This window comes from Flavobacterium glycogeni (assembly GCF_048286775.1).
In the GTDB taxonomy this organism is placed as follows: Bacteria; Bacteroidota; Bacteroidia; order Flavobacteriales; family Flavobacteriaceae; genus Flavobacterium.
This window is the reverse complement of the sequence record NZ_JBLVPV010000001.1, coordinates 203,047-228,226: the sequence shown is the minus strand read 5'-3', so window position 1 is coordinate 228,226 and position 25,180 is coordinate 203,047. Positions and strand designations below refer to the sequence as shown.

26 protein-coding genes are annotated in these 25,180 nt (G+C 32.5%); 19 read left to right on the top strand and 7 right to left on the bottom strand.

What is annotated here, in order from left to right:
- Positions 1-200: 200 nt before the first annotated feature.
- Both ACNQGX_RS01025 and ACNQGX_RS01020 read right to left on the bottom strand, forming a co-directional pair.
- A complete protein-coding gene (locus tag ACNQGX_RS01025; RefSeq protein ID WP_417973213.1) occupies positions 201-1,070 on the bottom strand; it encodes a helix-turn-helix domain-containing protein in 870 nt (289 codons plus the stop codon).
- 90 nt (positions 1,071-1,160) lie between these two features.
- A complete protein-coding gene (locus ACNQGX_RS01020) occupies positions 1,161-1,544 on the bottom strand; it encodes a DUF7793 family protein (protein WP_417973211.1) in 384 nt (127 codons plus the stop codon).
- A gap of 255 nt (positions 1,545-1,799) precedes the next feature.
- Here ACNQGX_RS01020 and ACNQGX_RS01015 point away from each other — a divergent pair, with 255 nt between their 5' ends.
- From ACNQGX_RS01015 to ACNQGX_RS00950, 14 genes are all read left to right on the top strand, one after another.
- Positions 1,800-4,319: an aminotransferase class I/II-fold pyridoxal phosphate-dependent enzyme gene (locus ACNQGX_RS01015; protein WP_417973209.1), complete on the top strand. Its 2,520-nt coding sequence runs from the start codon at positions 1,800-1,802 to the stop codon at positions 4,317-4,319.
- A 92-nt stretch (positions 4,320-4,411) separates the two neighbouring features.
- Complete coding sequence (locus ACNQGX_RS01010) at positions 4,412-5,242, top strand: RteC domain-containing protein (RefSeq protein WP_417973207.1); 831 nt, start codon at positions 4,412-4,414, stop codon at positions 5,240-5,242.
- A gap of 383 nt (positions 5,243-5,625) precedes the next feature.
- The gene (locus tag ACNQGX_RS01005; RefSeq protein ID WP_132070837.1) at positions 5,626-5,916 is read left to right on the top strand and encodes a helix-turn-helix domain-containing protein; all 291 of its coding nucleotides are present in this window, start codon (positions 5,626-5,628) and stop codon (positions 5,914-5,916) included.
- Between the two features lie 77 nt (positions 5,917-5,993).
- Positions 5,994-6,872 carry a transcriptional regulator gene (locus tag ACNQGX_RS01000; protein ID WP_417973205.1) on the top strand — a complete coding sequence of 293 codons (879 nt, stop codon included), beginning with the start codon at positions 5,994-5,996 and terminating at the stop codon, positions 6,870-6,872.
- On the top strand, positions 6,802-7,467 hold the full coding sequence (locus ACNQGX_RS00995; protein ID WP_417973203.1) for a P-loop NTPase family protein: 666 nt from the start codon (positions 6,802-6,804) through the stop codon (positions 7,465-7,467). The genes ACNQGX_RS01000 and ACNQGX_RS00995 overlap by 71 nt, the downstream gene beginning before the upstream one ends.
- Positions 7,464-8,126 (top strand): hypothetical protein, encoded by a 663-nt coding sequence (locus tag ACNQGX_RS00990; RefSeq protein ID WP_417973201.1) that lies wholly within the window; start codon positions 7,464-7,466, stop codon positions 8,124-8,126. The genes ACNQGX_RS00995 and ACNQGX_RS00990 overlap by 4 nt, the downstream gene beginning before the upstream one ends.
- Positions 8,127-8,260: 134 nt before the next feature.
- Positions 8,261-8,584: a hypothetical protein gene (locus ACNQGX_RS00985; RefSeq protein ID WP_417973199.1), complete on the top strand. Its 324-nt coding sequence runs from the start codon at positions 8,261-8,263 to the stop codon at positions 8,582-8,584.
- Between the two features lie 67 nt (positions 8,585-8,651).
- A complete protein-coding gene (locus ACNQGX_RS00980) occupies positions 8,652-9,761 on the top strand; it encodes a HigA family addiction module antitoxin (protein ID WP_417973197.1) in 1,110 nt (369 codons plus the stop codon).
- Positions 9,762-9,822: 61 nt separating this feature from the next.
- Complete coding sequence (locus ACNQGX_RS00975) at positions 9,823-10,401, top strand: hypothetical protein (RefSeq protein WP_417973195.1); 579 nt, start codon at positions 9,823-9,825, stop codon at positions 10,399-10,401.
- A gap of 121 nt (positions 10,402-10,522) precedes the next feature.
- Positions 10,523-10,657: a hypothetical protein gene (locus tag ACNQGX_RS00970; protein ID WP_417973193.1), complete on the top strand. Its 135-nt coding sequence runs from the start codon at positions 10,523-10,525 to the stop codon at positions 10,655-10,657.
- A gap of 620 nt (positions 10,658-11,277) precedes the next feature.
- Positions 11,278-11,559 (top strand): hypothetical protein, encoded by a 282-nt coding sequence (locus ACNQGX_RS00965; protein WP_417973191.1) that lies wholly within the window; start codon positions 11,278-11,280, stop codon positions 11,557-11,559.
- Between the two features lie 8 nt (positions 11,560-11,567).
- Positions 11,568-12,359, top strand: coding sequence for a hypothetical protein (locus ACNQGX_RS00960; RefSeq protein ID WP_417973189.1), 792 nt, complete (start codon positions 11,568-11,570; stop codon positions 12,357-12,359).
- 1,233 nt (positions 12,360-13,592) lie between these two features.
- Positions 13,593-14,015 (top strand): DUF6943 family protein, encoded by a 423-nt coding sequence (locus tag ACNQGX_RS00955; RefSeq protein ID WP_417973187.1) that lies wholly within the window; start codon positions 13,593-13,595, stop codon positions 14,013-14,015.
- A gap of 22 nt (positions 14,016-14,037) precedes the next feature.
- Entirely contained in the window at positions 14,038-14,217 is a 180-nt protein-coding gene (locus ACNQGX_RS00950) for a hypothetical protein (RefSeq protein ID WP_132070862.1), read from the top strand.
- A 245-nt stretch (positions 14,218-14,462) separates the two neighbouring features.
- Here ACNQGX_RS00950 and ACNQGX_RS00945 read toward each other — a convergent pair whose 3' ends face one another.
- From ACNQGX_RS00945 to ACNQGX_RS00935, 3 genes are read right to left on the bottom strand one after another with little or no spacing between them, the layout of a single operon-like run.
- On the bottom strand, positions 14,463-14,687 hold the full coding sequence (locus ACNQGX_RS00945) for a hypothetical protein (RefSeq protein WP_132070864.1): 225 nt from the start codon (positions 14,685-14,687) through the stop codon (positions 14,463-14,465).
- Entirely contained in the window at positions 14,684-15,094 is a 411-nt protein-coding gene (locus ACNQGX_RS00940) for a DUF5675 family protein (RefSeq protein WP_417973185.1), read from the bottom strand. Before ACNQGX_RS00940 ends, ACNQGX_RS00945 begins: the two co-directional genes overlap by 4 nt.
- A gap of 1 nt (position 15,095) precedes the next feature.
- A complete protein-coding gene (locus ACNQGX_RS00935; RefSeq protein ID WP_417973183.1) occupies positions 15,096-15,851 on the bottom strand; it encodes a hypothetical protein in 756 nt (251 codons plus the stop codon).
- 268 nt (positions 15,852-16,119) lie between these two features.
- Here ACNQGX_RS00935 and ACNQGX_RS00930 point away from each other — a divergent pair, with 268 nt between their 5' ends.
- Entirely contained in the window at positions 16,120-16,323 is a 204-nt protein-coding gene (locus ACNQGX_RS00930; RefSeq protein WP_417973181.1) for a hypothetical protein, read from the top strand.
- 561 nt (positions 16,324-16,884) lie between these two features.
- Here ACNQGX_RS00930 and ACNQGX_RS00925 read toward each other — a convergent pair.
- Positions 16,885-18,510 carry a hypothetical protein gene (locus ACNQGX_RS00925; protein ID WP_417973179.1) on the bottom strand — a complete coding sequence of 542 codons (1,626 nt, stop codon included), beginning with the start codon at positions 18,508-18,510 and terminating at the stop codon, positions 16,885-16,887.
- Between the two features lie 171 nt (positions 18,511-18,681).
- On the opposite strand from ACNQGX_RS00925, the gene ACNQGX_RS00920 reads away from it, so the two are divergent.
- From ACNQGX_RS00920 to ACNQGX_RS00905, 4 genes are all read left to right on the top strand, one after another.
- Entirely contained in the window at positions 18,682-19,077 is a 396-nt protein-coding gene (locus ACNQGX_RS00920; protein ID WP_417973177.1) for a helix-turn-helix domain-containing protein, read from the top strand.
- Between the two features lie 71 nt (positions 19,078-19,148).
- On the top strand, positions 19,149-20,135 hold the full coding sequence (locus tag ACNQGX_RS00915) for an AAA family ATPase (protein ID WP_417973176.1): 987 nt from the start codon (positions 19,149-19,151) through the stop codon (positions 20,133-20,135).
- A complete protein-coding gene (locus tag ACNQGX_RS00910) occupies positions 20,125-20,991 on the top strand; it encodes a hypothetical protein (protein WP_417973175.1) in 867 nt (288 codons plus the stop codon). Before ACNQGX_RS00915 ends, ACNQGX_RS00910 begins: the two co-directional genes overlap by 11 nt.
- Positions 20,915-22,648 carry a S8 family peptidase gene (locus ACNQGX_RS00905; protein WP_417973385.1) on the top strand — a complete coding sequence of 578 codons (1,734 nt, stop codon included), beginning with the start codon at positions 20,915-20,917 and terminating at the stop codon, positions 22,646-22,648. The genes ACNQGX_RS00910 and ACNQGX_RS00905 overlap by 77 nt, the downstream gene beginning before the upstream one ends.
- 242 nt (positions 22,649-22,890) lie before the next feature.
- On the opposite strand, the gene ACNQGX_RS00900 is transcribed toward ACNQGX_RS00905, so the two are convergent.
- Positions 22,891-24,804: a transcriptional regulator gene (locus ACNQGX_RS00900; protein ID WP_417973173.1), complete on the bottom strand. Its 1,914-nt coding sequence runs from the start codon at positions 24,802-24,804 to the stop codon at positions 22,891-22,893.
- Between the last annotated feature and the right edge of the window lie 376 nt (positions 24,805-25,180).

Below are 25,180 nucleotides of genomic sequence, written 5' to 3'. Positions count from 1 at the left end.
TTTAAAAATGGGAGTAAGTTCTTGGTTTTGAAGAAGAATTCAGATGTAGTAGATTTCTAATGCGGACTCTGGGTTTAAGGTGTCCCGTCTTGAAATAGCGATACACAAAAACATCATTATTTAAAACCTATAACCCAAAACTGTCATCCCGAGCGCATTCCGATAGCTATCGGAAGAGAGACATAACTCAAAGCCTATAATCAAATATCCGGAAGCCTCCTCTTAATGTCCTTTGGAGTTTGTCCAAAATGGTTTTTAAAGGCTCTTGAAAAATTAGGATAACTAGTAAATCCATTCGTAGAAGCGATACTTTTTAAAGGAATTTTTGTTTCCTGTATCAAAAGACGGGCTCTTTTCATCCGTTCATTCGTATAAAATTGATAGATACTCGTTTTAAATAATTGTTTAAATCCAGATTTCAATTTATAATCATTGGATCCGAAAATTCGTGAGAGATCTTTTGACGAAGGTAGAGGAGAATTCAAATTAGCTAAAATATAATCATAAACATGCTGCATCAATTGCACATCAGAATAGCTACTGAGTCCACCAAGTAAATTAGTACCTTCAGGGGAAACTAAAGTTTTTATTGGTTCCGTAATAATGGTAGCCACAGAACTAATTAGAATAGTGCTACTGTGCATAAGTCGTGAAATAGTACAAAAGCAAGGGACAAGCAATTGCTCTTGGGTCATATAAATGAGCTCCTGAGTACTATTGTAGGTCGCATCCTGAAGTAATGCCGCAGCAACAGAATTCCATATCGGTAAGGATTCCTTCGAGAGTAAACTGCTGAAGGTTTTATTATATAGCCTATCAGGCGGAAAGCCTAATACTGAGGGAACAGCTGAATTATAACTTCTGATAGTAAAATCAGCGTCCAAAATAAAAGTGGTTTGAACAAACTGCTTATGGGTATAATGAGGATTGATAAATCCAGAATAAAAAAGAGATTCCTTCATTTCTTCTGCAACCATGTTAATAAGCACAACTAAGGCTTCCAATTCATCATCCTTTTCGGATCTTTGAATACGATTCGTAAAATTACCTCCTGCCATTTCGAGAAGCATTTGATACATCTTTTGAATGCGCCGTTGATCGATTTCTTGTTGCATAATGGGACACTAACTAAAATAGTCTTAAAAAAATGGTTTACTGTACTATTTATAAGTTTCCAAAAAAACTAAAGCGGATGACTCATCAGTAAAAATCCTTGTTGGAACACTTGGCTTACATATTTTAAGATAAAAAGAGGTCATAATTAGGGAAACACTCTGATTCGCAACTATGCTAACAGCTTTGGTTAAAACGGAACCGGATTGGGCTAAATAATCTCTGGCGGATTTGTCAGAATCCACAACACCTCTGATGTCACACAATATAGGATTGGCTTTCTCATTTTGCATTTGTATTCGATCGGCAACAATCCGGTGAGCTATGGTCAAATCAATGACAATATTAGGCTTGTATTCAAAAAAAAGAATGCTATTTCGAATCCAAAAATGGGCATATTCATTCTCATAGTAACCATCTGTGAGTCTCATAGTATTTTAAATATAATGGTGTTATTTGAGCAAAAATAACAATAATTAGTAATACAAAAAGTACCAAAATAGCACAATTAGCGTAAAAAGGTATGGAATTATCAAATCGGGAGTATAAGTTATCATATTTGGATTTTTGCATAATTGGATGCAAGTTTTTTTGTTTTTTATACAGAATTTTACCCACTAGACAGCACCAATCATATAGAAAATCTTCATAAAATTTTACATTTCAATAACTTAAACTTAAACAATATGGCAAAAATCAAACACAACAATTTCATTGATACCGTCGATGAGGTAATCTCTGGAGCAAAAAAAGAAGGTGTACTACATCTCTATGCAGAAGATGAAGTTTTAAATGGGAGAACATTACAAATTAGGGGTAAAAAAATGTTTCATTTTGGCACTACCGGGTATTTAGGACTGGAGCAAGACAACAGATTAAAAGAAGCAGCAATAACAGCTATTCAAAAGTATGGTACACAATTCCCACTCTCCAAAACCTACATTTCCAATCCGTTATATAGCGAATTGGAAAATAAGATTGAGGCTATGTATGGAATCTCTCCAATCATAACTAAAAACAGCACATTAGGTCATCTGGCAGTAATTCCAACAGTGGTAAGGGATGAAGATGGAGTAATTCTAGACCATCAAGTGCATTGGAGTGTTCAGAATGCCTGCCAACTATTAAAGATAAGAGGGATTCCGGTAGAAATGATCCGACACAGTAATTTGGATATGCTGGAAGATAAAATTAAATTCCTCACTACAAGATGCAATAAAATATGGTATATGGCAGATGGTGTATATTCCATGTTTGGCGATTATGCTCCTATACGGGAGCTGATGGAGTTATGCAAAAAATACCCACAGTTGCACCTCTATTTTGATGACGTACACGGAATGAGTTGGAAAGGAAAAAACGGAACAGGATATGTATTAGACATTTTAAAAGAATTACCCGAAAATGTAGTATTGTTTGGTACTTTAAGTAAAACATTTGGTGCCAGCGGAGCGACATTACTTTGTACTGATAGCCGACTGCGTGAAAAAATTAAGAACTTTGGTGGACCGCTTACTTTTTCCGCACAACTGGAACCGGCTTCCGTAGCAGCTGCAATCGCTTCAGCTGACATTCATCTTTCTCCCGAAATCACAAGCTTACAATGTGATTTATCTGAAAAAATAGAATATTTCAAATCACTATTGGAAAAAACCACACTCCCAATGATAGCCTTAAATAATTCCCCAGTATTTTTCTTGGGTACCGCTATGCCGTTGACCGCATATAAAATGGTGCAACGGCTCTTTAACGAAGGTTTTTATGTAAATCCAGCCATTTATCCGGCAGTCCCAATCAAAAACACAGGTATTCGAACCACACTTTCACGACACAATCAAAAAGAAGAAATAAAAGCATTAGTAGAAGCGATGGAATACCATTATCCAAAAGCCTTAGAAGAATCGGGTAATAGTTTAAACAAAGTGAATACAGCTTTTGGCATAATGGAGACGATACTGCCAATAGAAACCCACAAGAAGAAAAATTTTCCTTCCGATGTAATGAAAAAGTGTGTTCCTGACGACCTTAGGCAAACAATAACTTTTTCGGAAGAAAATGTAGAGATAAAAACGGACTTAGTATTACAATACGAAACATCGATAGAAAAAATAAATAAAAAGAACTGGAATGAAATTTTAGGAAGACGAAGCACATTCGACTGGGAAGGATTATCTTTTTTAGAAAATGCTTTTACAAATCCGAACTATCCTGAAAACAATTGGGACTTTCATTATTATGTAATCAAAGACAAAAACGGAATTCCTGTACTGGCAACTTTTTTTACATACGGACTGTGGAAAGATGATATGTTGGCCCCAGAATCGATTTCATTACAACTGGAAGAAAAAAGAAAACAAAATCCATTATACCTCACATCAAAAGTATTGGGAATGGGTTCCTTATTCACAGAGGGCAATCATTGTTACATCAATAAAGCACATCCATTAGCAGAAGAAGCCATAATGCTTTTACTAGAACAAGTTGAAACATTGTACCATCAATTAAACGCCGATATGGTAGTATTAAGAGATTTCGAGGTAGATGAAAAATTGAATCGTATTTTTCACAATCAAGGTTTCTTAAAAATAAGCATGCCTGAAACCTGCATTATAGAAAATACGCAATGGAGTAGTATCGAAGAATTTTCTGCTTCGCTTTCTTCCCGTTCTAGAAAACACTTTACAAAAGAGATACTGCCTTTTGAACAGGCTTTCGATATTGTAATAAAAAATCACTTAACAAACGAAGAATTAGAGCAGGCATATAAATTGTATCTGAATGTGAAAAATATCAATCATGCTATAAATACATTTACCTACCCGATAGAAGTTTTCCAAAAAATGGAAAAGCATTCCGGATGGGAATTCATACTTCTATATTTAAAAAACGAAATCTCAAATCCATTGGTTGGAATTCTGTTTTGTTATAAAAATACTTCGCACACTTATGTTCCAGCATTGATAGGAATGGATTATGATTATGCAAAAGAATTCCAACTCTATCGACAACTCCTGTTTCAGGCAATCAAACGCGCTCGAGAACTGAACTTAAATAAAATTGATTTTGGCGTATCTGCCACTTTTGAGAAAAGAAAATTAGGAGCCACAATAATTCCAAAAGTAGCCTACATTCAGGCAAGAGATAATTTTTCAATGGAATTAATGGGTACACTTCAAAACGAAGACAAAACACGCTCTGGCAATTAAAACTAATTATAACCAAAAAATATAACCAATCCACTTTTCACTCCCCTCTCCTTTTGGAGAGGGGTTGGGGGTGTGGTTTAAACCAGAAACCTATGTTTAAAAACACTGTTGAAGATTTTAATTATAAAATAAATTCGATAATTTATTCCGAAGAAAACCATCTCAAAAAAGCAACTGGAGGTATTGATTTATGCAACAAAACGGTATCCAAATTAAAAGAGATAGTGGAGCAGAATGATTTCGAAACAGTACCCGCTGAGATTGATTTTTTCAAAAATATCAAACCACTCCCTATGAGTTACCTAATCTATTATACCGAAGTACGCTCTTGTGAACTGCGAAAGCCAAAAACAGGCACTTCATACCAAATAGAATTTTTCGAAAAGGAAATGCGCAAAATCAATAAGTTCTTTTCTCGAAACAGGGATTTTGTGAATTATATGGAACAAGGAAATACCTATATAGATCATCAGTTTTTTACAAGAAACCCTGGCAATAATTTCCCTTTCACTCCGATGACCGATTATTACCAATATCCCGAATTCTCCTCCTCACACGACATGCTCTGGGCAAAAATAAAAGCAATGTACCGTTTCATTCATTACATCCGCGAAGCAATGCAAAAGCTCAATGCTGGACATGAAATACTATTTGAAGAGAAAAAACATAAAGTACTGGCATGGACAGCTCCAAAAACAGCACTCACAGAATTAATCTATGCCTTACATTCCAATGGGGCTTTAAACCATGGCGCGGCCGACATAAATACAATAGCGGCATCATTCGAAGACTTTTTTAATATCAAAATAGAAAATATCTACAAAACCTACACCGAAATTAAAGAACGCAAGAGTAGTAAAACAAAATTTCTGGAAGAATTGATGGCGAATCTACGGCAAAAAATGAGTGATGAAGAGGAATAATTAAAAATCGGTAGTCAATCGGAACCTACGAAGAATAGTATTACAAAAACAAACTCGTAATCGACTGTCAAAGCCAAATAACAGGGACTTTTTGTAATTCTAAAGAACAGCTTAAAATTATGTTTTTTTAGCCTTTTCTTTTAGAAAACCCATCCTACGAGTCATTTTTCATTAGAAAATGATATTTTTTAAATACAGAACTACAACAACACAAAAAAAACACAGATAAAAAACGCCAATACCCACCAAAACAGGCTTTAAATAATGTTGAAATGTTAAATTTCTTCGGTAGTCCGGTTCGTATGGGGATAAAAAACAAATAAAAGCAGTCAATTTTGTCTCAGTAAAAAATTACAATAGATGCAAACTTAAACCACTTTCAAATGGCTGCAACAATTATGACAGTAGAAGATTTTAAGGAATTCAAAATAGAACTCCTGGAACAAATCAAAAAAATAGTAGAATCCCAAAATACGGCTAGCATCAAAAAGTGGCTAAAATCCACAGAAGTACGTAAGCTACTAAACATTTCTCCCGGAACACTCCAAAACCTCCGCATCAACGGAACTCTTGCCTATACTAAAATCGGTGGCACTATCTATTATGCCAATCAAGACATTGATAAACTATTGGAACAGAACAAAGTCAACTCAATTCCCAATCTCTTCAAATAAACATTCCCCTCCTCTGGAGGGGTGCCCGTAGGGTGGGGTGGAAAAATACACAAGCAATAAACCATAAATTCAAAACAATGAATTACATAAAACACCTAACCGGCTTTTTCGACAAAGTGGCAAAAGACAAAGTGCTCAATCCAACACATGTGAGTATGTATGTGGCTTTGTTTCAATTCTGGAATTGCAATCGATTCAAAAATCCAATCAGTATTTCGCGTGATGAGGTGATGCGAATCAGCAAGATTAGTTCTAAAGCGACTTATCATAAATGCTTAAAAAACTTGCATTCTTTAGGATATATCAATTATGAGCCGTCATATAATCCATTCAAAGGGAGTCAAGTATATCTATTTAATCTATCTGACGAACTAAAACCAATGCCAAAAAGCGAGAAAAATACCAGTTCAAATACTGAACCTGTTTTTAAACTAGTCGATGAACAAGTAGTGAACAAGCTCTGTACTAGTAGTGGGACTGGTAGTGAACAAGCGCTGGTATCTTATATAAACAATACAAACATACCAAACATTTCAAACAATTTAAAGATTGTAAACTTGGACGAGCAAGCAAAAAATTATGAAATTGAAGATGATATTTTAAAAAATGTTGATACCGAAAAGAAAGAAAAAAGTTCCGCCAAAAAAGAAAAGGCAAATTTTGTCACTTCGAGCGTGTCATCCCGAGCGCAGTCGAGGGAGGAGAAGCCAACAATCGAAGATGTCAAAACCTATTTCCAAGAACAAAATTTTCCAGAACTAGAAGCCATTAAATTTTTCAATTATTTCTCCAGCAACGGTTGGCTAGTTGGTGGTAAAACCCCGATGGTCGATTGGCAAGCTGCAGCACAAAACTGGATACTAAACGCACCTAAATTCATTTCAAATGAACCACAATCAAACAGAGCAAAACACCTCAACACAGGAACAGACAAAGACTATTCAGAGCCATTATAGCTATACTGAAATAATTATTTGGTTAGAGAAAAAAGGTGTAGAATTATACGGAAATCATTTCAAAATCCTTGAAAGCGATCATCCAATAATTTACAAACTCATTGCTTATTTTCTAAAAGATGAAGCAACTTGTTTTCAATATGGCATAAACCTCAACAAAGGAATTTTACTTTCTGGTCCAGTCGGCTGTGGTAAAACCTCACTAATGAATTTAATGAAGTATCTAACCCCAACAGAACATAAATTTTTCGTAAAACCGTGCCGAGACATTAGTTTCGAATTTATTCAAGATGGCTATGAAATTATCCACAAATACAGCAAAGGAAAACTCTACCAATCCGAACCCAAAACAATTTGTTTTGACGATTTAGGAACAGAAAACAATCTAAAATACTTTGGTAACGAATGCAACGTAATGGCAGAAATACTATTGAGTCGTTACGAACTATTCACAGCAAAAAAAATCCAAACCCACATAACCACAAACCTTTCAGCAAGTGAAATAGAAAATATTTATGGGAATAGAGTTAGAAGTAGAATGCGAGAAATGTTCAATCTAATTGCTTACGATAAAACCATAAAAGACAAACGATGAACCTAATAACCAACTTCTGGAATCATTTCAAACAGAACAACTTCGTTTTTCTATTATTAAACGAAATCCCAAAAGACGAACTCAAATTACATTTTGATAAGTTAATTTATCTACTCCATCAATACAATAAAGATCTTGACCTAATCATAAAAAACAAAAGGAATGGAGCGGAATTAATCATTACAGCAAATGGCAATCCTTATCTTTTCAAAGAAGTTGAATTACTAGTTTATCTCGCTCCAGTTGTAGAACGCTGGCAAATGATCCCATTTTTGCAACCAGAAACAAATCTAATCAAATACAAAAACTGCACAGACAAAACATTAAAATATTATGACATTAGTCTAAAAATCAGCAAAATGTATTTCGAACCTTTAAAAATTCAAAACAAACCTTTAGAATTGGGAATTAGGGTGTACATCAAAAATTATATCATTTACAAAGATACCCCAAGATTAAGAGAAGTTATTTATATTCAATTAGAACACTTACTAGGAGAAAAATCATTTGCAAATGATATTAGCTTGATTGATATTGCTCAAATACCTAGTAATTATAAAGAATTGAAATTTATAGAACTCTACAAATTAGGAGCTTATATTGAAAATTATAAAGAAAATAAAATTAATTTTTGGAAAAATATATTTGTCTTAAATTAGTTTTTATTAGCTAAATTAAAAATTTACATAAATTACATCAATAAATTGTTCACAACTTTGTGAATAAAACATGTAAAATTGTTCACAAAAAAGTGAACAATAATAATATTTATATATCTTTGCACTAATCAATTATGGAAATAGTATTTAAGAAATCGTATCTATCAGATCTTTATGAAGGAAAAGTCAAGCCTTATAAAGAGTATAAATCCAATCCGCAATTGGTGGCACAATATATTAAAACAATCAATAAGTTAAAATCCGTCACTCGTATTGAACAATTGTACCAACTGAAAAGTTTACGTTATGAAAAAAAAGAAGGCAATCTTAATGGTGTTAGCGCAGTTTGGGTAAACAAGCAATACCGCATTCTTTTTAATGAAGTAGCTTCCACTTCAAATGAATTAATAATCGATGTATTAGAAATCGAAGATTTAAGCAAACATTACCAAAACTAACAACAGATGAAAGTAATAAGGATTTTTTTAATCCAAAAAGCTATAACATCAAACTAAAAAAATTACGATGAAAAATAGCCAAGACACAATTCCAAAATTCGCAACGCATCCCGGTACTATCTTACTAGATGAAATTGAAGCAAGCGAATATTCACAATCAGACTTTGCAAATCTTATTGGTTACAAGAAAAGTCAATTAAATGAGATTATAAAAGGCAAAAGAAATATAAATGCAGAATTTGCAATTCTGTTAGAAAAAACATTAAATATTGATGCTGATTTTTGGTTAGAAGCGCAAAAAAATTACGATTTAGACAAAGCTAGAATTGAAGCAAAAAGTAAAGAACGTTTAGGAGCAATTGAAATCTGGAATTTGATTAAATCACTTATTCCAGTTTCTTTTTTCAAAAAAGAACAAATTATTACAGGCGATCCGTGTATAGATATTGACATTATAAAAACCATTTATAATGTCAATAATCTTGATGAATTAGCAACCATTAGAGTTCAAAATACTTATGAGAGATTTAAAAAATCAACAAAACTAAAAACCGATGTTGTAAATATTATGGGGTGGGTAAAGTTAGTTCAGTTTAAAGCAAAAACTATTACTGTTGTTCCTTTCAATCACGAAAATAAAGATACTCTTATCAAGGAATTAAGAAAAATAATTTTAGAAAATAAAGATGTATTAAATCGTGTACAGGAAGTTTTACACGACAATGGTATAAAATTAATTTATCAATCTAAAGGAGAAAAAACACCTGTTGATGGAGTTTGCTTTTGGAGTGATGGTAATCCAGCAATTGGAATGACTCTACGCCATAAAAGATTAGATAATTTTGCCTTTACACTATTTCACGAGTTAGGACATATTTACAAACATTTAATAAATAATGACAAAGCAGAATTTATTGATCTTGAAATTAAAAATGAAGAAGAAGAATATAAAAACTCTAACGAAGAGAAAGAAGCAAATCTTTTTTCTCAAAACAGTTTAATTAATAGTGAAGATTGGAATAAATTCAGTGCAAACATAGCGTATAATAACAACGATGAAACTATTAGAGCTTTTGCCAGAAAGGTAAAAATTCATCCTAGTATTGTTAGAGGAAGAGTATGTTTTACATTAAATAATTTTAGAACATTTACTGATATAAACCACAATATCAATTAACAAATTATGTTTCTGAAATAATTTAGGTTTCGTGAAATAGAATATCCAAAATAGTAGAGAAATGGAGAAAGAAGAGGGAATAGAAACAATTGACCAAACAATCGAAGAGGGTTGGAATGAGTATAGAAATGCAGTAACAGAAAATAAAAATAAAAGTCAAGATGATTTTGAAAAATACATAAATTTATTAGCTACTGGCGGAATAGTATTGTCATTGACATTTCTTGAAAAGATTGCAACAATGACAAAAATAGAATGTATGCTTTTATATGTAATTGGATTAATTTTATTGTTATTCACACTACTTTCAAATCTTTATTCACATTACAAGTCAATGCGTGATTCTGATTTAATTATTTTAGAAATTGACGATAAAAAATACGCTGATATTTTTAAAAATATAGAAAAAAGAAACAAACCTATTAATCTATTAAATAAAGCTTCTATTTGGAGTTTAATTATAGGAACATTATTAATTATAACATTTGTATCAATAAATCTTTTTGCAATGAACGAGAATCAACAACCAAAGCCAAGTCAAAACCCGAATCAACAACCAAAACCATTAACTGAAGAAAAAGGACGAGTAACACCAAAACCAAGTCCGCAACTTAAACCATCTAATAATCCACAAAAATAATTATGAGCGATAAAGACAAAAATAAAACAGAGTCTACAAAAAGAACCGAAACATTTGGCAGAACAACACCAACACCTAACAACGCATTAAAACCCAAAGTTAACATAACAAAAAACAAAAAATGATGAAAGATATTTTTAAAACAACCAGAGTTGAAGAACCAAAAATTCAAGGCGGAAGAACAAATCCTGCTCCAACTACTTTTCATTTAAAACCAGTAATATTGACACCTACTCCACCAAAAGAGAAAAAATAATGAGTAAGGAAATAACAAAGGTTACACTAGATTGGGAGCAAACTTGTTTATCCAAACTACACTTACATAACGAGGCGTATTTTTAAGCGTTTTCAAGAGCAAATAAAGTTCTTTATATTGGAAAGTCAGAATGGATAACACTAGTTGCTGAAATAAAGCAAAATTTAAAATGATTAGCTATTTCAAATACGGGATTATCTTTATGGATGGGACACGTTAATAAAAGTAAGACTACTATAAAAAGAATTACTACTGAAATTATTGATGATGTAGAAAGTTTGTTGATTTTTAAAGTACAATCAACTCATAATATTCAAAAGACTAAAACATATAGAGGTAGAGTTAACTTGCGTGTCATAAACGACAACTATAATCTTTTTCCAGGGCAAAAACAATTACTGCAAAATCAAAACTAGTAAATGATTAAAATGCTTTATTGTTATTTGCCTTTTTTAACGCTATTTTATTTCCAAAAGGTGAATAGATAAATATTTCTAACCCATTATCTCATTCATCTGCACAAAAACCGTCTTTAGTCCAAGTATTCCTAAAGCCAGTTCTTTGTTTGCTTCATTTCACTAATTTCGTAAACCAATAAACTAATTTAAAAAATAAATAAAATGAGTAGAATTTTAGGGCTTGATTTTGGCACAAACTCAATTGGTTGGGCAATTATTGATAATGAAACAAATAATCTACTGAACTCTGGAGTGAGGATTTTTAGAACTTCTTCAAAACTGAAAGTGATAAAAAAGAAGAACTACAAAAAGGCAATTACTTCATTAAATACAATAACTATTCTATCGTTAATTTTAATTATTTTAAATTTTGAAAATTGGCAGTTTTGGCTAAATATAACTTTAACAACTGCTATCGCTAAAATTACATTATCAAACCAATAAACTTAACAATGGAATTTAGAAATCCTCATTATATAGTTCCTCCAGGTTCTACTAAACAAATTTTATCACATCCATTTTTAAAAAAAGGCGTTACAGAGTTAGCAATTTTTCAAGAACATAGATATGCTTTTTTTTATTGGCTAAAATGGACTAGAGAAAACGAAGATTGTAAACCACCTTGTTTAGTCAGTTTAGATTGGCATCAAGATTTGTGCTATCCGTGTGAAACAGAAAAAAAGTGGTTATCAGAGCTTGATCAATCTAATGATGGTGAGGTAGCATTATTCAGTTGGGCTAAACTAGCAGGAAATAATGATGGACATATTTTGTCTGCTGCATATCTCAATATAATTGGAGATATTTATGTTCACTGCCGACAAGGAACTTTTGAAAGTGATTGGAAAGATGAAGTGCTTCTTGATATAAATGGTAACAAACATATAATTAAGAAATTTAAAACTCATAAAGAGTTAGAGGATTGTTTGTTAGCGTCTGATGAAACCAAAGTATATTTTGATATAGATTTAGACTTTTTTACCTTGAATAACCCATATAATGGGAAAGGAAAAAAATTTACTTATATGGAAAAAGAAGAAATTAAAAATCTGCTTTCATCAGATAACTCTTTGATAAAATGGATATTTGAAAGAATATCTGGTTTTACAATAGCAACAGAGCCAAAACATTGTGGTGGTCTTTTAAAGTCTAATAAACTTTTAGATATTATAAATAGAATATATTTCAAACCGAGTATATTTTCTAAAAATTGCGATTGGAAACACAAAAAAGAGGATAAATAATAAAGTTTTACATTTCATAAGCCACTCCTTTGCCAACGCTCCAAAAGTTTTTGTATGCCCTAGAACGTTTACGGTTCAAAAGAAAAATACGATAAGGGCAACAAAAAATTTCCCCAAGCTGTGTTACATAATTGAGTATTATAGTTCATTACAAAGCGTTTTTATTGTTTTTTTGGTTTTTTCAATGAAGCTATAATATCATTTATGTAAAACAGCCGCTCCAGCCAACGCACAAGGGGTTTGCTCCAGGACAACTTTTTGAGCAGCTCCCATCGCATCACCCAGCCGCTCAAAAAACCGTCCTTCGCAAACCCCAATCACCGCTTCGATTCCACTTTATTTTTAACGAGGCTATTTCTTTTTCATAAGAACTTCTCTATGGTTTTAGCAACTTAATGTTGAAATCGGTAGTGTTTGCATTGCTTTTGTAAGTGCCGAAAATAGCAAGGAATATTTTCTATAATCAACAACTTTTGATTATGCTATTTTTGGCACCCACAAAACCAAAAATGCCAGCAAGAGTGTGATTTTTTATTTGCCAGAAACTATCGAAATAATTGTTTTCACGATGGCCAAGATGCCATAACAATTCCATAGAATATTCTTTAATAATTGGAAATCTAATAATTCCAAGACCGTTTGTGGCATTAAGCCATCATAAAAACAATCAGAAACATCGCAGGTAAGCAAATAAAAAACCACACACTTGCCTGCGCTACTGCCTCATCTCACTAGGTCAGTATTTTCATTGTTTTTGTAAATGTAATAAATTGCTTTACAACTACATTTCTAAAATTCACAATCTCGATAAAGCAATTGATTACACCCACAAAATCAAGTCCAAGAAAGAGTATGAATTTTCAAACCAGAAAAATAATTGGAATGGATTTTAGATCCACTTTTTCTGTTTTAAAAATTCATACCCTTTCCGAAGAACATTATCTATTTCATCAACATTTTCCGGATTCGTCTTCGGTTGAAATTTCTCGGTTGAAAGGAAAATAAAAAATAAATAAAAGAAAGTAAAGGTAAGTTCCGGTTTCAAGAAAAGAAAGTTCAAGCCCTACGGGTTTTAGAAAAAATCTCCACCCATCCGGGTAGTATTTTTTCTAAAAAACTTGCTTTTCTTTAAACCTCCACTTGAATGACGACTTTCTTTTTTTTCTTTTTTTCTTTTAAAAATTTTATGTGTGGCTTGTGGTAGCAAGGCACATCATCTTAAAAACCGAAAGTATGCCAAACTTTATCATCAAAACGCACCGAAAATACACGTTATACACCAAACCCCATTTATTCATTCTTAACAAAGGGATGAACAGCGGAAAGCCACAAAAAGAGCCATTCACGAACAGTTTTGTTGTCATTTTTCAAAATGAAGAAGATTGTGAAAGCATTTATTTTGTAGCGTATAGTTTATGGCAAACTAAATTCTGGTATCCATTTTTAGTAGGCTCTGTTATTCCATTTTTACGGCTTCCAGACTTCGTAAAAGAATTTAATCCGAAAGCTAGTTTGATGATGTCAGAACACGAAGAGCATTTAAAAAATGTTGCAACTCTCAAGCTTTTAGAGCAAAAAGAAAAGCAATTTCACGAAAACATAAATCTCATAAATGACTTACGTAGAACCATTTTATATAGGTATTGCAGAAAATAATTATGAACTTAAATCAATACAAATGAAACTATTTATTTTGTACCAAACCGATGTTTGGAAAAGCAAAGCATCAAGAGTATGTTTTGGAGTATTTGACAGCAGATATAAGGCAATTGATAGCGCAAAATACAATAATTTGTATTGTTCTTGCGCTGAAGTAGTAATTGAAGAAGTTACTTTAAACCTTTTTGAAGAAAATTAATTTTTGAACAAAAAAAATGCCCAATCCAATCGGAAAGGGCATTTTGTAGTTTAACCCAAAGGTCACCACAACTAGAGTTAAACTATTTTTTGTGCTTCTTAATAAAGAATTTGAGTGCCAAAGATATTATAAAACTGACAATTGCGCCAACTGAGGCTAATATTACAGTTTTCAAAACATCTTCCGAATGCAGATTCGGCAAAACACTTAAAAATGTACCGCCTGCGGTACCAATTACAGTTGAATTACTGTGTTGCATCGACTTTTCCTGTTGTGGTTGTCAATTGGCTAACCGCCGAAATAACACCGCCAGCAACAGCCAAATAACCTCCGATAGAAGTCAGCACAACTGGCAAAGCGATTGGCGCAGCTAAAATTGTTCCGCCAACGGCAGCCAATGCCAAACCAATATTTCGAAGCACTTTAAAAAATTTTGGTGTTGGAGCTTTCGCTCTTTTTATTACATTCATAATTGATGAATTAAAGATTTGACAATCAATTCAACACTTTCTTCTTTATCCAAAGCTTTATAAACCAATTCTTTTAATTTGGCAAAAGCTTTTCGAGACATAAGACCTAAACCTGGTCCAGAAAGTTTTGTTACTGGAGCAATACAACCATTCAATTCTTGTAAAGCATTATTAGCATGATGAAATAAAATTAAACTTCTATTTTTTACATCCAAAACCTCCAAATGCCATTGAAATTTCTTGCTGTATCGCTTTTTTATAAAATATTTCCCTTCCGAAATGCAGGAAACTTTCGTTTCGTTATTCTTCCAAGGCAATTCAATGGTTTTACAGATGAATTTGCCCTCGCATTCGAGTATTCCGTTAGTTCCATCAGGGAAATAAGTTCTTGATAGTATTAAAACCATCTTACAATCCGCTTACTTGCACCAATGCCAATGGATTAAATGCACCATTTTTTAATGGGTACATTTGACCATTTACTTCTTGGTAGAACTCAACTCCAAGAGCCAAGAACAAAGGTTTTGTACTGGCTGGAGTTACCGCATTCGTCTGACTAATTACAGCCGTAGCAGTTGTGTCCCAAGGCAAAATCGCAGTTTCTGAATGCGTTTCAACAAATGTTTCCGCTTCAAAATCTACTTCTGCACCAGCAGAAATGATTTTAAAATGCGTTGTTCCAGATGGCGCAGCAATCATATTCGATGGAATAAACGAAGCCAAATCAACGGTAATATTTCCAGTAGCTCTGTCAATTGCTCCAACAAACGGAGCAAATAAACTGGTGCCCAGTTTACCACGAATATTGAATTCAAAACCTGCTAAAAGTTCGGCTTCACCATCGATAACATTTCGCAAACCTCTGATGCTAATTAAATCAGCTTGGATGACTTGCACCATTCTTTGAGTAAGTCGGCTTACCATTCTACCATCGGCAGAATTCAAGAGCAACCCTCTTAAAGCTGTGCGTAAAATCTTTCCTGCTTTTCCAGCTCTCCCAAATTCAGAACCATTCTCACGTGTTCTTTGAAAAGCAGGGTCATTTTTAATTCTGCTAGCATCAATACCACCTTTTTCACGCGCCAAATGTCCATCTTGGGTTTTATAAAAAGTAATATCCCCGATAGTCCCTTTTAACTTAATTATGCCTTTCTGTCTTGCCATAATTTCTAAAATTTAGATTAATAAATTGTCTAAATCATCTTTCAGTTGCAACATCTTCCGATTGATTTCGAAACAAATTTTAAGCTATTTTAGGACAATAAAAAGGGGGAGATGTTCCATATGTCCTAAAATGACACAAATGGCTCAATAGAGCATAAATAATCATTATTAAACGTCTTGAAATAATGATTAAATTGCAGAAGTTTTAAAAAGAGTAGTATAAGCTATCAGAAGTATAACATAGCCTACTCAAAGATATAGATAGAGTATGAAAATGCAAATTAAGAGAATATGTATCTATCCAAAAGACATTGAACGCATCACAGGCAAGAGTTACAGACAAAGCACTAGAATGTTACAAGCAATCAGAAAGAGCCTGAATAAGCTTGAAAATGAATTAGTAACCATTGAGGAATTCTGCCAGTATGCAGGTTTGAAAATTGAACAAGTAGAACCGCTAATTTTTGGATAAAGCAAATAAATCAAAAAAGGGAAATATTATTTCCTAGCATTCTCAACCTGTTTAATAACTAGTTCATTATTTAGTATGAATTTATTGTATATAGGTTTGGTCAATCCCTTATTAATTAGTAAATTTACATTATAAGATTTAGTGATATTTGTATCTGTTAGAAGGAGCAAAATCGAGACCCCAATGTTTTAGACTAATATATTTTATTATATATCAGCGCATTAGAGATTAAGTTCTAATCCCTCATCGCCCACCAAGAAACTCCTTAAGAAATTAAGGAGTTTTTTTTATGCTTCTATTTTTTATTTAGCATTTCTATTATTGTAAAAAGTTTTTGTCTTTTATAATTGTCATTACTTTTTCATACACTATCTACGCTTTATCCATGCTTTATCTAGGCATTATCCATAACGCAATTTTGTGTATGATAAAATGACGTTCAAGATTCTCAATTATGTTATTTAATTTTATCTTTTTTATACTCTTTAATTCGCTGGTGTAATTCAAAAAGGGCTGAAAGTATAAAGGTGGTTTTTGATTTTTAATCCATTACGCCAACGTTCATTCTTCTTTTTCATCTTCTTCAAAATTTAATAATCCACCTTCAATGACCAAATTGTATAATTCATATACCAGTTTCTCAACAATAACAATCATCTGATCAACCTCACTTTTTTTGAGCGTTGATAACCTTTGATGAAGGGTCATGTGTTTGTCTAAATACGGAAAGAAATCCGTCCAGAACTGTTCTATCATATAATTGTATTTTCGGATGTCGGCATCTGCGTAGATGCACAGTTCCCACAATGCGTGACTTGACAGATAATTTGGCAGGTAGTACGTTTTTATAAAAATATATGTCCTGCAAAAAGACAGAAAAAATAATGAGAAAAGGTAATCTAAACCTTGGCAGTTTTCTTTAGTATTAGTGGCTATCGCAAAAAACTGCAAAGCACTATTCTTGGCAGACTTATAATAAAAATAAAGATCAGCGTGGTAGGGATTGTGAGGAACCTCCCAATGAAATTCCGGGTGGTATTGGCTGGATGAATATATTAGGTATTTGTCTTGTATAATGGCAGCAAAGAAACTCTGACTCTGATAAAGGTTCTTTTGTATCCAGCTGCGGTTGTGGCTAATCAAGACAAAATCATATTTCCCGCCTGTTTTACTTTGCAGGGATTGGGTTATTAATCTTAATTTTTCATTGCCCGTACCGATAGCTATAAGCATCAGATAATAGGTCATTTTTTCACCGTACGTAATTTGATGATATAAGTAGATCTGTTCGACTTCAACCGCCTTTACTATGGTTTCGATGGCAACGTCAAGAATTATATCTTTAGGTTTTTCATCAATTTGACATGCAACTTCCTGCTTTTCAAATAATCCTTTTTTTATCCGCTTCTTTAATTCGTCAAACCGTTCTTCGATAAGACGGTAGAGACTTTGTTCGGCAATTCCAACTGCCTCATACATTTCATTTTTATATATTGCATCATCATCGTCTGTTGCTTCTTTTGCTTTAATAAACAGATCAGTAAGATAATATTTGCTGTGGCTGTTTCTCACGAAGTATTTTTGAATCTCAGGAAGGTATCCGATCATATTATTGATCCTTTCCTCTAAAGACAGCGAATTAAACGTATTTGCTAAATACAATTCTTCTAAATATTCCAGATCATATTCAATCAATCTTGCATACGATGTAAAAACACTGTTTGAAGAATTTTCTGAAATGAGATTATGGACTTGTACCTTATGAAGGTCGTGATCGTTATAAAAACGCTCTTCAAACGCATTAAACTTCTTTTTGTATTTCTTCCAATCCCTTGTAATAATCAGCGGATTTACAGCGGCTGAATTTTGGTAGATAAGAGCCGAAGGCTGACAGTATAATTCAATAAATGGATGCCCTAAAGAAAATCGATGATGAAGCTTTGCAGAATAGATGAAATAGACATCGATCTGATAGTGTTTTCTAACTTTTTTTACCCATTTATTCTGTTGCAGCTGTTCCGCATCTATATTTTTTTCGATATGGATAATAAGATGCGAGAACAGGGGAGAGGGCTGTTTAGTAAAAAACATCTGAATGATAGTATGCTGATTGACCAATTGTCTCAGGATATTTTCTAAAAATTCGTTTTCGAGTTTTGGAAATGAAAGTTTTTTTGAAGTTTTCATAATTTTAATTTTTTAGTTGATACTTGTCCGAAAAATTGTATTTTTGTTTAATACACAGCAAGTAAGCAATAGATTGTACCGTACCGAACTATTCGAAATTGTATCTCACAAACGCGAACTTGTTTTTTACCAAAGCCTTTTTTTTAAAAGAATTTTAAATACCTTTGAGTTATGAATACAGCAACAAAACCAAAACATATTGGCAGAAATATCAGCCGAATTAGAGAGCTTAGAGGTATGAAACAGGAAGCATTGGCTATTGCAATTGGTGTGAGCCAGCAATCTGTTTCTAATATTGAAGGAAGTGAAATAGTTGACGATGAAAAACTAATAGCTATTGCTGAAGTTTTGGGAGTATCTGCTGAGGCAATTAAGAATTATAGTGACGAAACTGTACTAAATAACATTCAAAATAATTATGAAGGAGCTGTTATTCATGGTGGACCAACAGTAAATCATAATTGTACATTCAATCCACTTGACAAAGTGGTTGAATTATACGAACGTTTGGTTCAAGCAGAGAAGGACAAAGTCGAGTATTTGGAAAAGCTTCTTCTTAAAAAATAATATAGCTTTTACTTTTTAACTGAATTATATCATAGAATTTCAATTATATTCGCGCAAATATATTTAAGAAAATGGCAGCAGCAGATCAAATAAAATTGTTAATAAAATCGTTTGGAGACAGTGACGAAAATCGTTTTTTCTCAACGGCTTTACAAATTGCTGCCACTGAGGCTAGAAAAGGGCATACTACATTTGCTCTTGATTTAAAAAAACTTATAGATAGTGCTAAAAAAGAAAGATCTTTAGATGTTGTTAATCAGAAAGCTGTTAGTTTAAATTTACCCAAAAGAGAATTACAGGAATTGATAGAGGTTTTTCAACCTAAAATCAAACTTGCGGACATGATTTTAGATCCAAGCATTGAAATCTCACTTAAAAAATTAATAAGAGAGCAGGAAAAGTGGAAACTTCTTCAATCTCATAATTTAGAACCAAAAAGAAAATTGCTTTTAACAGGAGCTCCTGGTACTGGAAAAACCATGACTGCACAAGCAATTGCTGGCGAATTAGGACTTGCTGTTTATATTATTAGATTAGATGGTCTTATGTCTAAATTCTTAGGCGAATCTATTGCTAAACTACGGTTAATTTTTGACGCCATGGCTGATCATAGAGCAGTTTACTTATTTGATGAGTTTGACTCTATTGGATCACACAGAAATCAGGGACAAGATGTTGGAGAAATAAAGCGAGTTTTGAATTCTTTTCTAATCAATATAGAGAAAGATAAAAGTAATAGTATAATTATTGCTGCTACTAATTTACCAGAATCTTTGGATATTGCACTTTTCAGAAGGTTCGATGAAATTGTAAAATATCCTCTACCCGACGAGAAACACATCATTGATACTATAAAAAAAATGATTGGAAATTTTTCCTTCTCAAATGAAGTCTCATATAAGAATCTTTCAAATATTGCTATAGGTCTAAGCTATTCTGAGATTGTAAAATCTTGTGAGGATACTATAAAAGATATGATTCTTTCAAATAATGAAAAATTGGATTTATCAATTTTAGAGGAGAATTTAATTAAACGTAATGTAGTAAATGGCCGTTAAACCACATATTAAATTCTCAGGTCATTTTGAAAATCTTCAATATACTTATCCTAGAACTGTTGTAATAACAAGTAAATCAATCCCCTTAATTAGAGAATGGTCTTCGCATGGCAATTATTTATTAAATAAAGTAAATGAGATAAAAGACACTCTTGATAATTTTAATCAGACTGTAGACTTAACTCTAATATCTGAAGAAATTGTATATGTCGAATTCACTTCTGAATGGGGCTATGAATTATCCTTTGATAGCTTCGACACAAGTGGTTTCCACTTATTAAATATAAAAAAGGAAACTAGAATTCAATACGAATCCGAAGAATATAGGTACATATTAGTAGTTTTAGTCAACGAAAAGGCCATTGCAAGTTTTATTAGGAAAATAAAATCCTATTTAAACGGGACGCGCTTCAAAAAAGATAAAATAACAGGCGAAAAATTAGATACGGGAGTAAGAAATAACCACAACTTACTTAATAATATAAGTGATATTGAAGTTGCCACGTTAAAAGCTTTTTGGGTTGATTCACCTGAAATACCTTTTCCGAACGAAAATGAAAGTATTTGGTGGGAGGTTTGGTTTAGAAAAACCGACAATCCAAATCATTTATCTGAAGCTTTGACTAATTTAGAATTGGTTGAATGCATAATTGGTAATGCAACTTTAGACCTTACAGATCATTTAATTAAATTGGTTAAAGGAACGTCTGGTCAACTTTCTAAAGCACTTCTTTTGATTGGAAACTTAGCCGAACTTCGAAGTCCGTCTCAGATAGCAGATTTTATTTTACATTCAGATATTACATTCAGATATTACATTAAGTACAAAACAAGAATATCTACAAGATCTCCTTGATAGAATCGATTTCAAGAATGATGATAACAGTGTTGTCGTTTGTCTTTTAGATAGTGGCGTAAACAATTTACACCCATTAATAAACCAGTTTCTACCTTCCGAAAATTTATATACATATAACGAATCATGGGGAGTCCAAGATTCCCATCCATCTGATGGACATGGGACTGGAGTGGCAGGCTTAGTTTTATATGGTGATTTAAGCGAGTTACTAGGTACATCACATCGAATTTCTATTAACTATGGATTGGAGTCATATAAAGTCTATCACCACGCATCTTCTAATGATCCAGAATTGGATGGTGATATATTTAAAAGCGCTACAAGCACACCTGTAATTTACAAGCCAAATAACTTAAGAATATTTTGCTTGACTGTGACACGTAAAAATTTATTCAAAGGTAGACCTTCTTCAGCTTCAGGAGCAATAGATGAAATTTGTTTTGGAAAAAATGATGATCCGCAATTATTTATTATCAGTGGTGGAAACATTGGAATCAACAATCATAATGATTTCCCTCTTTTAAATTGGCAAGAAGCAGTTCAAGATCCAGCACAAGCCTACAATGCAATTACTATTGGTACCTATACAAGAAAAGATAAGTTAAACGATGTTTTAAATGGATTAGGACCTCTTGTTAATTCAGGGACTATGGCTCCTAGTAATTCCACTTCTCTAGAATTTGAATCTCATTGGCCAAACAAACCGGATGTTGTTTTCGAAGGTGGAAATTTAGCCACTGACGGCACATATACTCAGCAACATGAGAATTTAGATGTCATTTCTTTACATAAAGATTATTCTGACTATAGAAATAATATTTTTACTAATTTCGGACAAACAAGTGGCGCTGCTGGTATAGCATCTAAAATGGCTGCAGAGATTAGATCACAATATCCAGATTTATGGCCAGAAACTGTAAGAGCTTTAATAATTCATTCTGCAAATTGGACTAAAGCCATGCTAGATTCGGAAGATCTTAAATATTTAACAAAACCCCAAAAATATAGAAGGTTATTAAGGACTGTCGGTTACGGTGTCCCAAGTTTAGAAAAAGCAATTTTTAGCGCCAATAATAGTTTAACTTTAATTGCGGAACGAACTATTAAGCCATATAAAAAAAGTGGCTCAAATGGAGCATATGATAAATTTCACCTCTTCACTCTACCTTGGCCAGCAGAAGCTTTAGAAAGCCTTGAAGCTCAAGATGTAACATTGAAAGTTACATTGTCGTACTATATAGAACCTAATGCGGGTTCTAGAAAATTTTCAAATCACTACCAATATCATTCTCATCAATTAGACTTTGAGCTTATTAATCGAAACGAAGATATTTCAACTTTTACTAGTCGAATTTCGAAGCCAGAAAATGAGACAAAGGATAACAAAGTTAAAAGGACGGGGGTAAGCTGGTCAATTGGCAATTCAAGTTCTAAAGGGTCAATTAGAAAAGACTTTATTACTTTATCGGGAAGAGAAATGTCAGAAAGAAATTGCTTGGCCGTATTTCCACGAAATGGATGGTACAAAAATCTCAAAAGACAAAATAAATTTAATCAAAAAGTTAGGTACAGTCTTATTATAAATATAGAAACTGATGAAACTGCTGTTGATTTATATACACCTGTTATTAATCAAATCGCTGTTAATGTTTAAAAAGTACTTTGAAATCTGTACATACATCCTGATGTTCTTTTTTTCGCTTCTTGTAGCTTTTTTTATGTGTTAACTTTATGGCCTATTGTTGCGGGAACGGATTACAGATCATGCGCTATCGAACTCCAAGATACTCCATAACTATCTGGTTTATAAGTACTGTAATAAAACTGAAGTAATTTTAGACGAACTCTTATAAAGAAATAATTCTCCCTTTTAAAAATTAATCGGCTGTCTTCTTTTTAGAATCGATTTGCAGAAATATTTAAATCTTCTTCAATTTTCAAAACTAGCAGCACAAGTAATTTCAGCAATATATCATAGTCATTTTTCTGCTCTTCTCCATCATGGCTGTTAGTCGCATGCACATATTTATTTCTTAACCAGAGGCCGTTTGAAAACCTGTTGTTAAGATAGAAATTAAAATAATCCTGTTCAGCTTTAGAAAACAAAGCGCCGGAAAAGCTGATAATTTGCTGCTGTTCCATCTTATCAATTTCACTTCTGATATTTACAGGAAAATACCAATAATTTAAAACGTCATGAGTATGTAAAATTCCAATGACAATAAAGAAATTTTCACTTACCGGTTTTATAAAGTTGTTTTGGTCAATTTTAAGATACTGAGCATCAATGAATCTCTGAAGATGTTTTCGCTGATGATCTTCGAAATCATCTAAAGTAATATTTTCTGAAACTATAATCTGATAGAAACACCGGTACTTTTTACCGTATTTTTTGTAATCAAATAAAAAACTTGTTTTAGTAAAAAAATTATAACTAAGACTTAAATATTCATCTCCTTTTGGATACACATATTTTTTTTTAATCAGGGACGGGATCTTTTCAAATCCAGATGTTTTAGTAGTTACCTGCAGAAGCTCAAAGTCAATACTTCCGTCCTGAACAAATAGCTTATACTGTTCTATTAAAGATTCAAATTCAGGCACCAGTAAACGAATCTTTTCCAGTGTTGTTCCTGACAGAGTAGGAATATATAATCTGAAACTTGCTGCCTTATATTTATTGTTGATGTAGTCATTAACATAATACTGTAAAAGATCTTCGGACTTTAAATCGATTGCTTCTAAAAATATTTTATAGGCTTCAAATTTTAGCCTGCTAATTAAACTTTTATCATAAAAATATGCAGATATTAAAAACTCATTTTTAGATCTCATTAAAATCTTTTCAAGCGTATCTATCTGCCCAGATTTTGAAACCAAATCAATGCATCCCTTAAAATCAATTAAGCCAAATACTGTTTTGAAATTTTTGAATAATGTTATTTTATCAGTCTTTTGTAATAATCTCTTTTCACTGTATGAAGTAATCTGCCGTCCATCCTGAACAATTACCTTCACGACTTCCTCCTGATCTTTCGAAAGACATACCCCTCTTCTAACCACGGTTACATTTTCGCTTTCTAAAAATTCATCATTTAGCTTTTTAGACAGTCGTTTTGCTTTCAGCCTGGTTTTATCGCTTATTTTTACAGATTCAGTATCTTTATTTTTTTCTATGAGCCTGATGTAATTAAGATTTACATTACTGCTGTCAAGATATCTGTTAATTACGTTTTCCTTATCTATTATTGTGAACGATTTAGGGAAAAATTTTTCTTTTCGCTCACGATCATGGACTGCTTCATAATAATTCAAAAGATTTTCTGCAGTATCTTCTGCTGATAACAGGTAATCCCTAATTTCTGCTTCAAAAAACAGCACTACATTGCTACAATAAAGAATATCGTCTATATTAAATCTATCCTTTTTAAATAACTGCTTTAGAATATCTGATTGAATTTTTTTATATATTTTAAATCTATTAATCAGCAGCCAGAATGATTCACTGTAATTAAAATCAATATCGTCGTAAAAGTCTACAATCTGCTGAGGCGATAATGTATTATAATAGAGATTAATATCTCTTTTAAAATCTTTTACTAGTGCTTTATATTGTTGAATTTTTGCATCATTCCAGGATTGGTGTAAAAACCCATTATCAATATATTCACATATGTGATGAAGTTCAAGTATATAATTGATTGTTTGGGAAGACTTTTTATAATTGTCATTTTCAAGGTATTCATTAATATTATTCATCATAGGATAAGACGCTAAATCGTCTTTTGAAAAAAATACAATTCGCTGCATAAAAAGATATCATTACGGGATTATTTTTTCTGTTTGGTGCTATTGATCTGCATTAAATTATTTAATCTTATTAGAATAATGATTGCATTTGCTAGTATTAAATGTACTAAACCTTTATATAAAAAATTCCAACTATAAAATATTTATTTTAAAGATTTAAGCCCAAGCCTGAATCATTTATTAAACCTCACTTCAAATCTTGATAGTGCGGATGTGCAAACCGTGCCCACAAAGATTAGTAATTTAATTTTATAAAAATCTACAGGAATTATTTTCTTGTAGATTTTTTTGTGTGTTAACTTTATGGCTTATTGTTGCAGGCATGGATTGCAAATCCGCGCTATCGAACTCGAAGCTATATCCGCGCGATCTGGTT

Bases quoted from the DNA above. Each gene is read 5' to 3' on its own strand.
- ACNQGX_RS00970 (WP_417973193.1), top strand. From the start codon at position 10,523: ATGATGAAAGATATTTTTAAAACAACCAGAGTTGAAGAACCAAAAATT.
- ACNQGX_RS01015 (WP_417973209.1), top strand. From the start codon at position 1,800: ATGGCAAAAATCAAACACAACAATTTCATTGATACCGTCGATGAGGTA.
- ACNQGX_RS00955 (WP_417973187.1), top strand. From the start codon at position 13,593: ATGCCAAACTTTATCATCAAAACGCACCGAAAATACACGTTATACACC.
- ACNQGX_RS00945 (WP_132070864.1), bottom strand. From the start codon at position 14,687: ATGAATGTAATAAAAAGAGCGAAAGCTCCAACACCAAAATTTTTTAAA.
- ACNQGX_RS00980 (WP_417973197.1), top strand. From the start codon at position 8,652: ATGAAAAATAGCCAAGACACAATTCCAAAATTCGCAACGCATCCCGGT.
- ACNQGX_RS00900 (WP_417973173.1), bottom strand. From the start codon at position 24,804: ATGCAGCGAATTGTATTTTTTTCAAAAGACGATTTAGCGTCTTATCCT.
- ACNQGX_RS00960 (WP_417973189.1), top strand. From the start codon at position 11,568: ATGGAATTTAGAAATCCTCATTATATAGTTCCTCCAGGTTCTACTAAA.
- ACNQGX_RS00930 (WP_417973181.1), top strand. From the start codon at position 16,120: ATGAAAATGCAAATTAAGAGAATATGTATCTATCCAAAAGACATTGAA.
- ACNQGX_RS00925 (WP_417973179.1), bottom strand. From the start codon at position 18,510: ATGAAAACTTCAAAAAAACTTTCATTTCCAAAACTCGAAAACGAATTT.
- ACNQGX_RS00940 (WP_417973185.1), bottom strand. From the start codon at position 15,094: ATGGTTTTAATACTATCAAGAACTTATTTCCCTGATGGAACTAACGGA.
- ACNQGX_RS01020 (WP_417973211.1), bottom strand. From the start codon at position 1,544: ATGAGACTCACAGATGGTTACTATGAGAATGAATATGCCCATTTTTGG.
- ACNQGX_RS00990 (WP_417973201.1), top strand. From the start codon at position 7,464: ATGAACCTAATAACCAACTTCTGGAATCATTTCAAACAGAACAACTTC.
- ACNQGX_RS00915 (WP_417973176.1), top strand. From the start codon at position 19,149: ATGGCAGCAGCAGATCAAATAAAATTGTTAATAAAATCGTTTGGAGAC.
- ACNQGX_RS00995 (WP_417973203.1), top strand. From the start codon at position 6,802: ATGAACCACAATCAAACAGAGCAAAACACCTCAACACAGGAACAGACA.
- ACNQGX_RS00910 (WP_417973175.1), top strand. From the start codon at position 20,125: ATGGCCGTTAAACCACATATTAAATTCTCAGGTCATTTTGAAAATCTT.
- ACNQGX_RS01005 (WP_132070837.1), top strand. From the start codon at position 5,626: ATGGCTGCAACAATTATGACAGTAGAAGATTTTAAGGAATTCAAAATA.
- ACNQGX_RS00985 (WP_417973199.1), top strand. From the start codon at position 8,261: ATGGAAATAGTATTTAAGAAATCGTATCTATCAGATCTTTATGAAGGA.
- ACNQGX_RS00950 (WP_132070862.1), top strand. From the start codon at position 14,038: ATGAAACTATTTATTTTGTACCAAACCGATGTTTGGAAAAGCAAAGCA.
- ACNQGX_RS01000 (WP_417973205.1), top strand. From the start codon at position 5,994: ATGAATTACATAAAACACCTAACCGGCTTTTTCGACAAAGTGGCAAAA.
- ACNQGX_RS00965 (WP_417973191.1), top strand. From the start codon at position 11,278: ATGAGTAGAATTTTAGGGCTTGATTTTGGCACAAACTCAATTGGTTGG.
- ACNQGX_RS01025 (WP_417973213.1), bottom strand. From the start codon at position 1,070: ATGCTTCTCGAAATGGCAGGAGGTAATTTTACGAATCGTATTCAAAGA.
- ACNQGX_RS00935 (WP_417973183.1), bottom strand. From the start codon at position 15,851: ATGGCAAGACAGAAAGGCATAATTAAGTTAAAAGGGACTATCGGGGAT.
- ACNQGX_RS00975 (WP_417973195.1), top strand. From the start codon at position 9,823: ATGGAGAAAGAAGAGGGAATAGAAACAATTGACCAAACAATCGAAGAG.
- ACNQGX_RS01010 (WP_417973207.1), top strand. From the start codon at position 4,412: ATGTTTAAAAACACTGTTGAAGATTTTAATTATAAAATAAATTCGATA.
- ACNQGX_RS00920 (WP_417973177.1), top strand. From the start codon at position 18,682: ATGAATACAGCAACAAAACCAAAACATATTGGCAGAAATATCAGCCGA.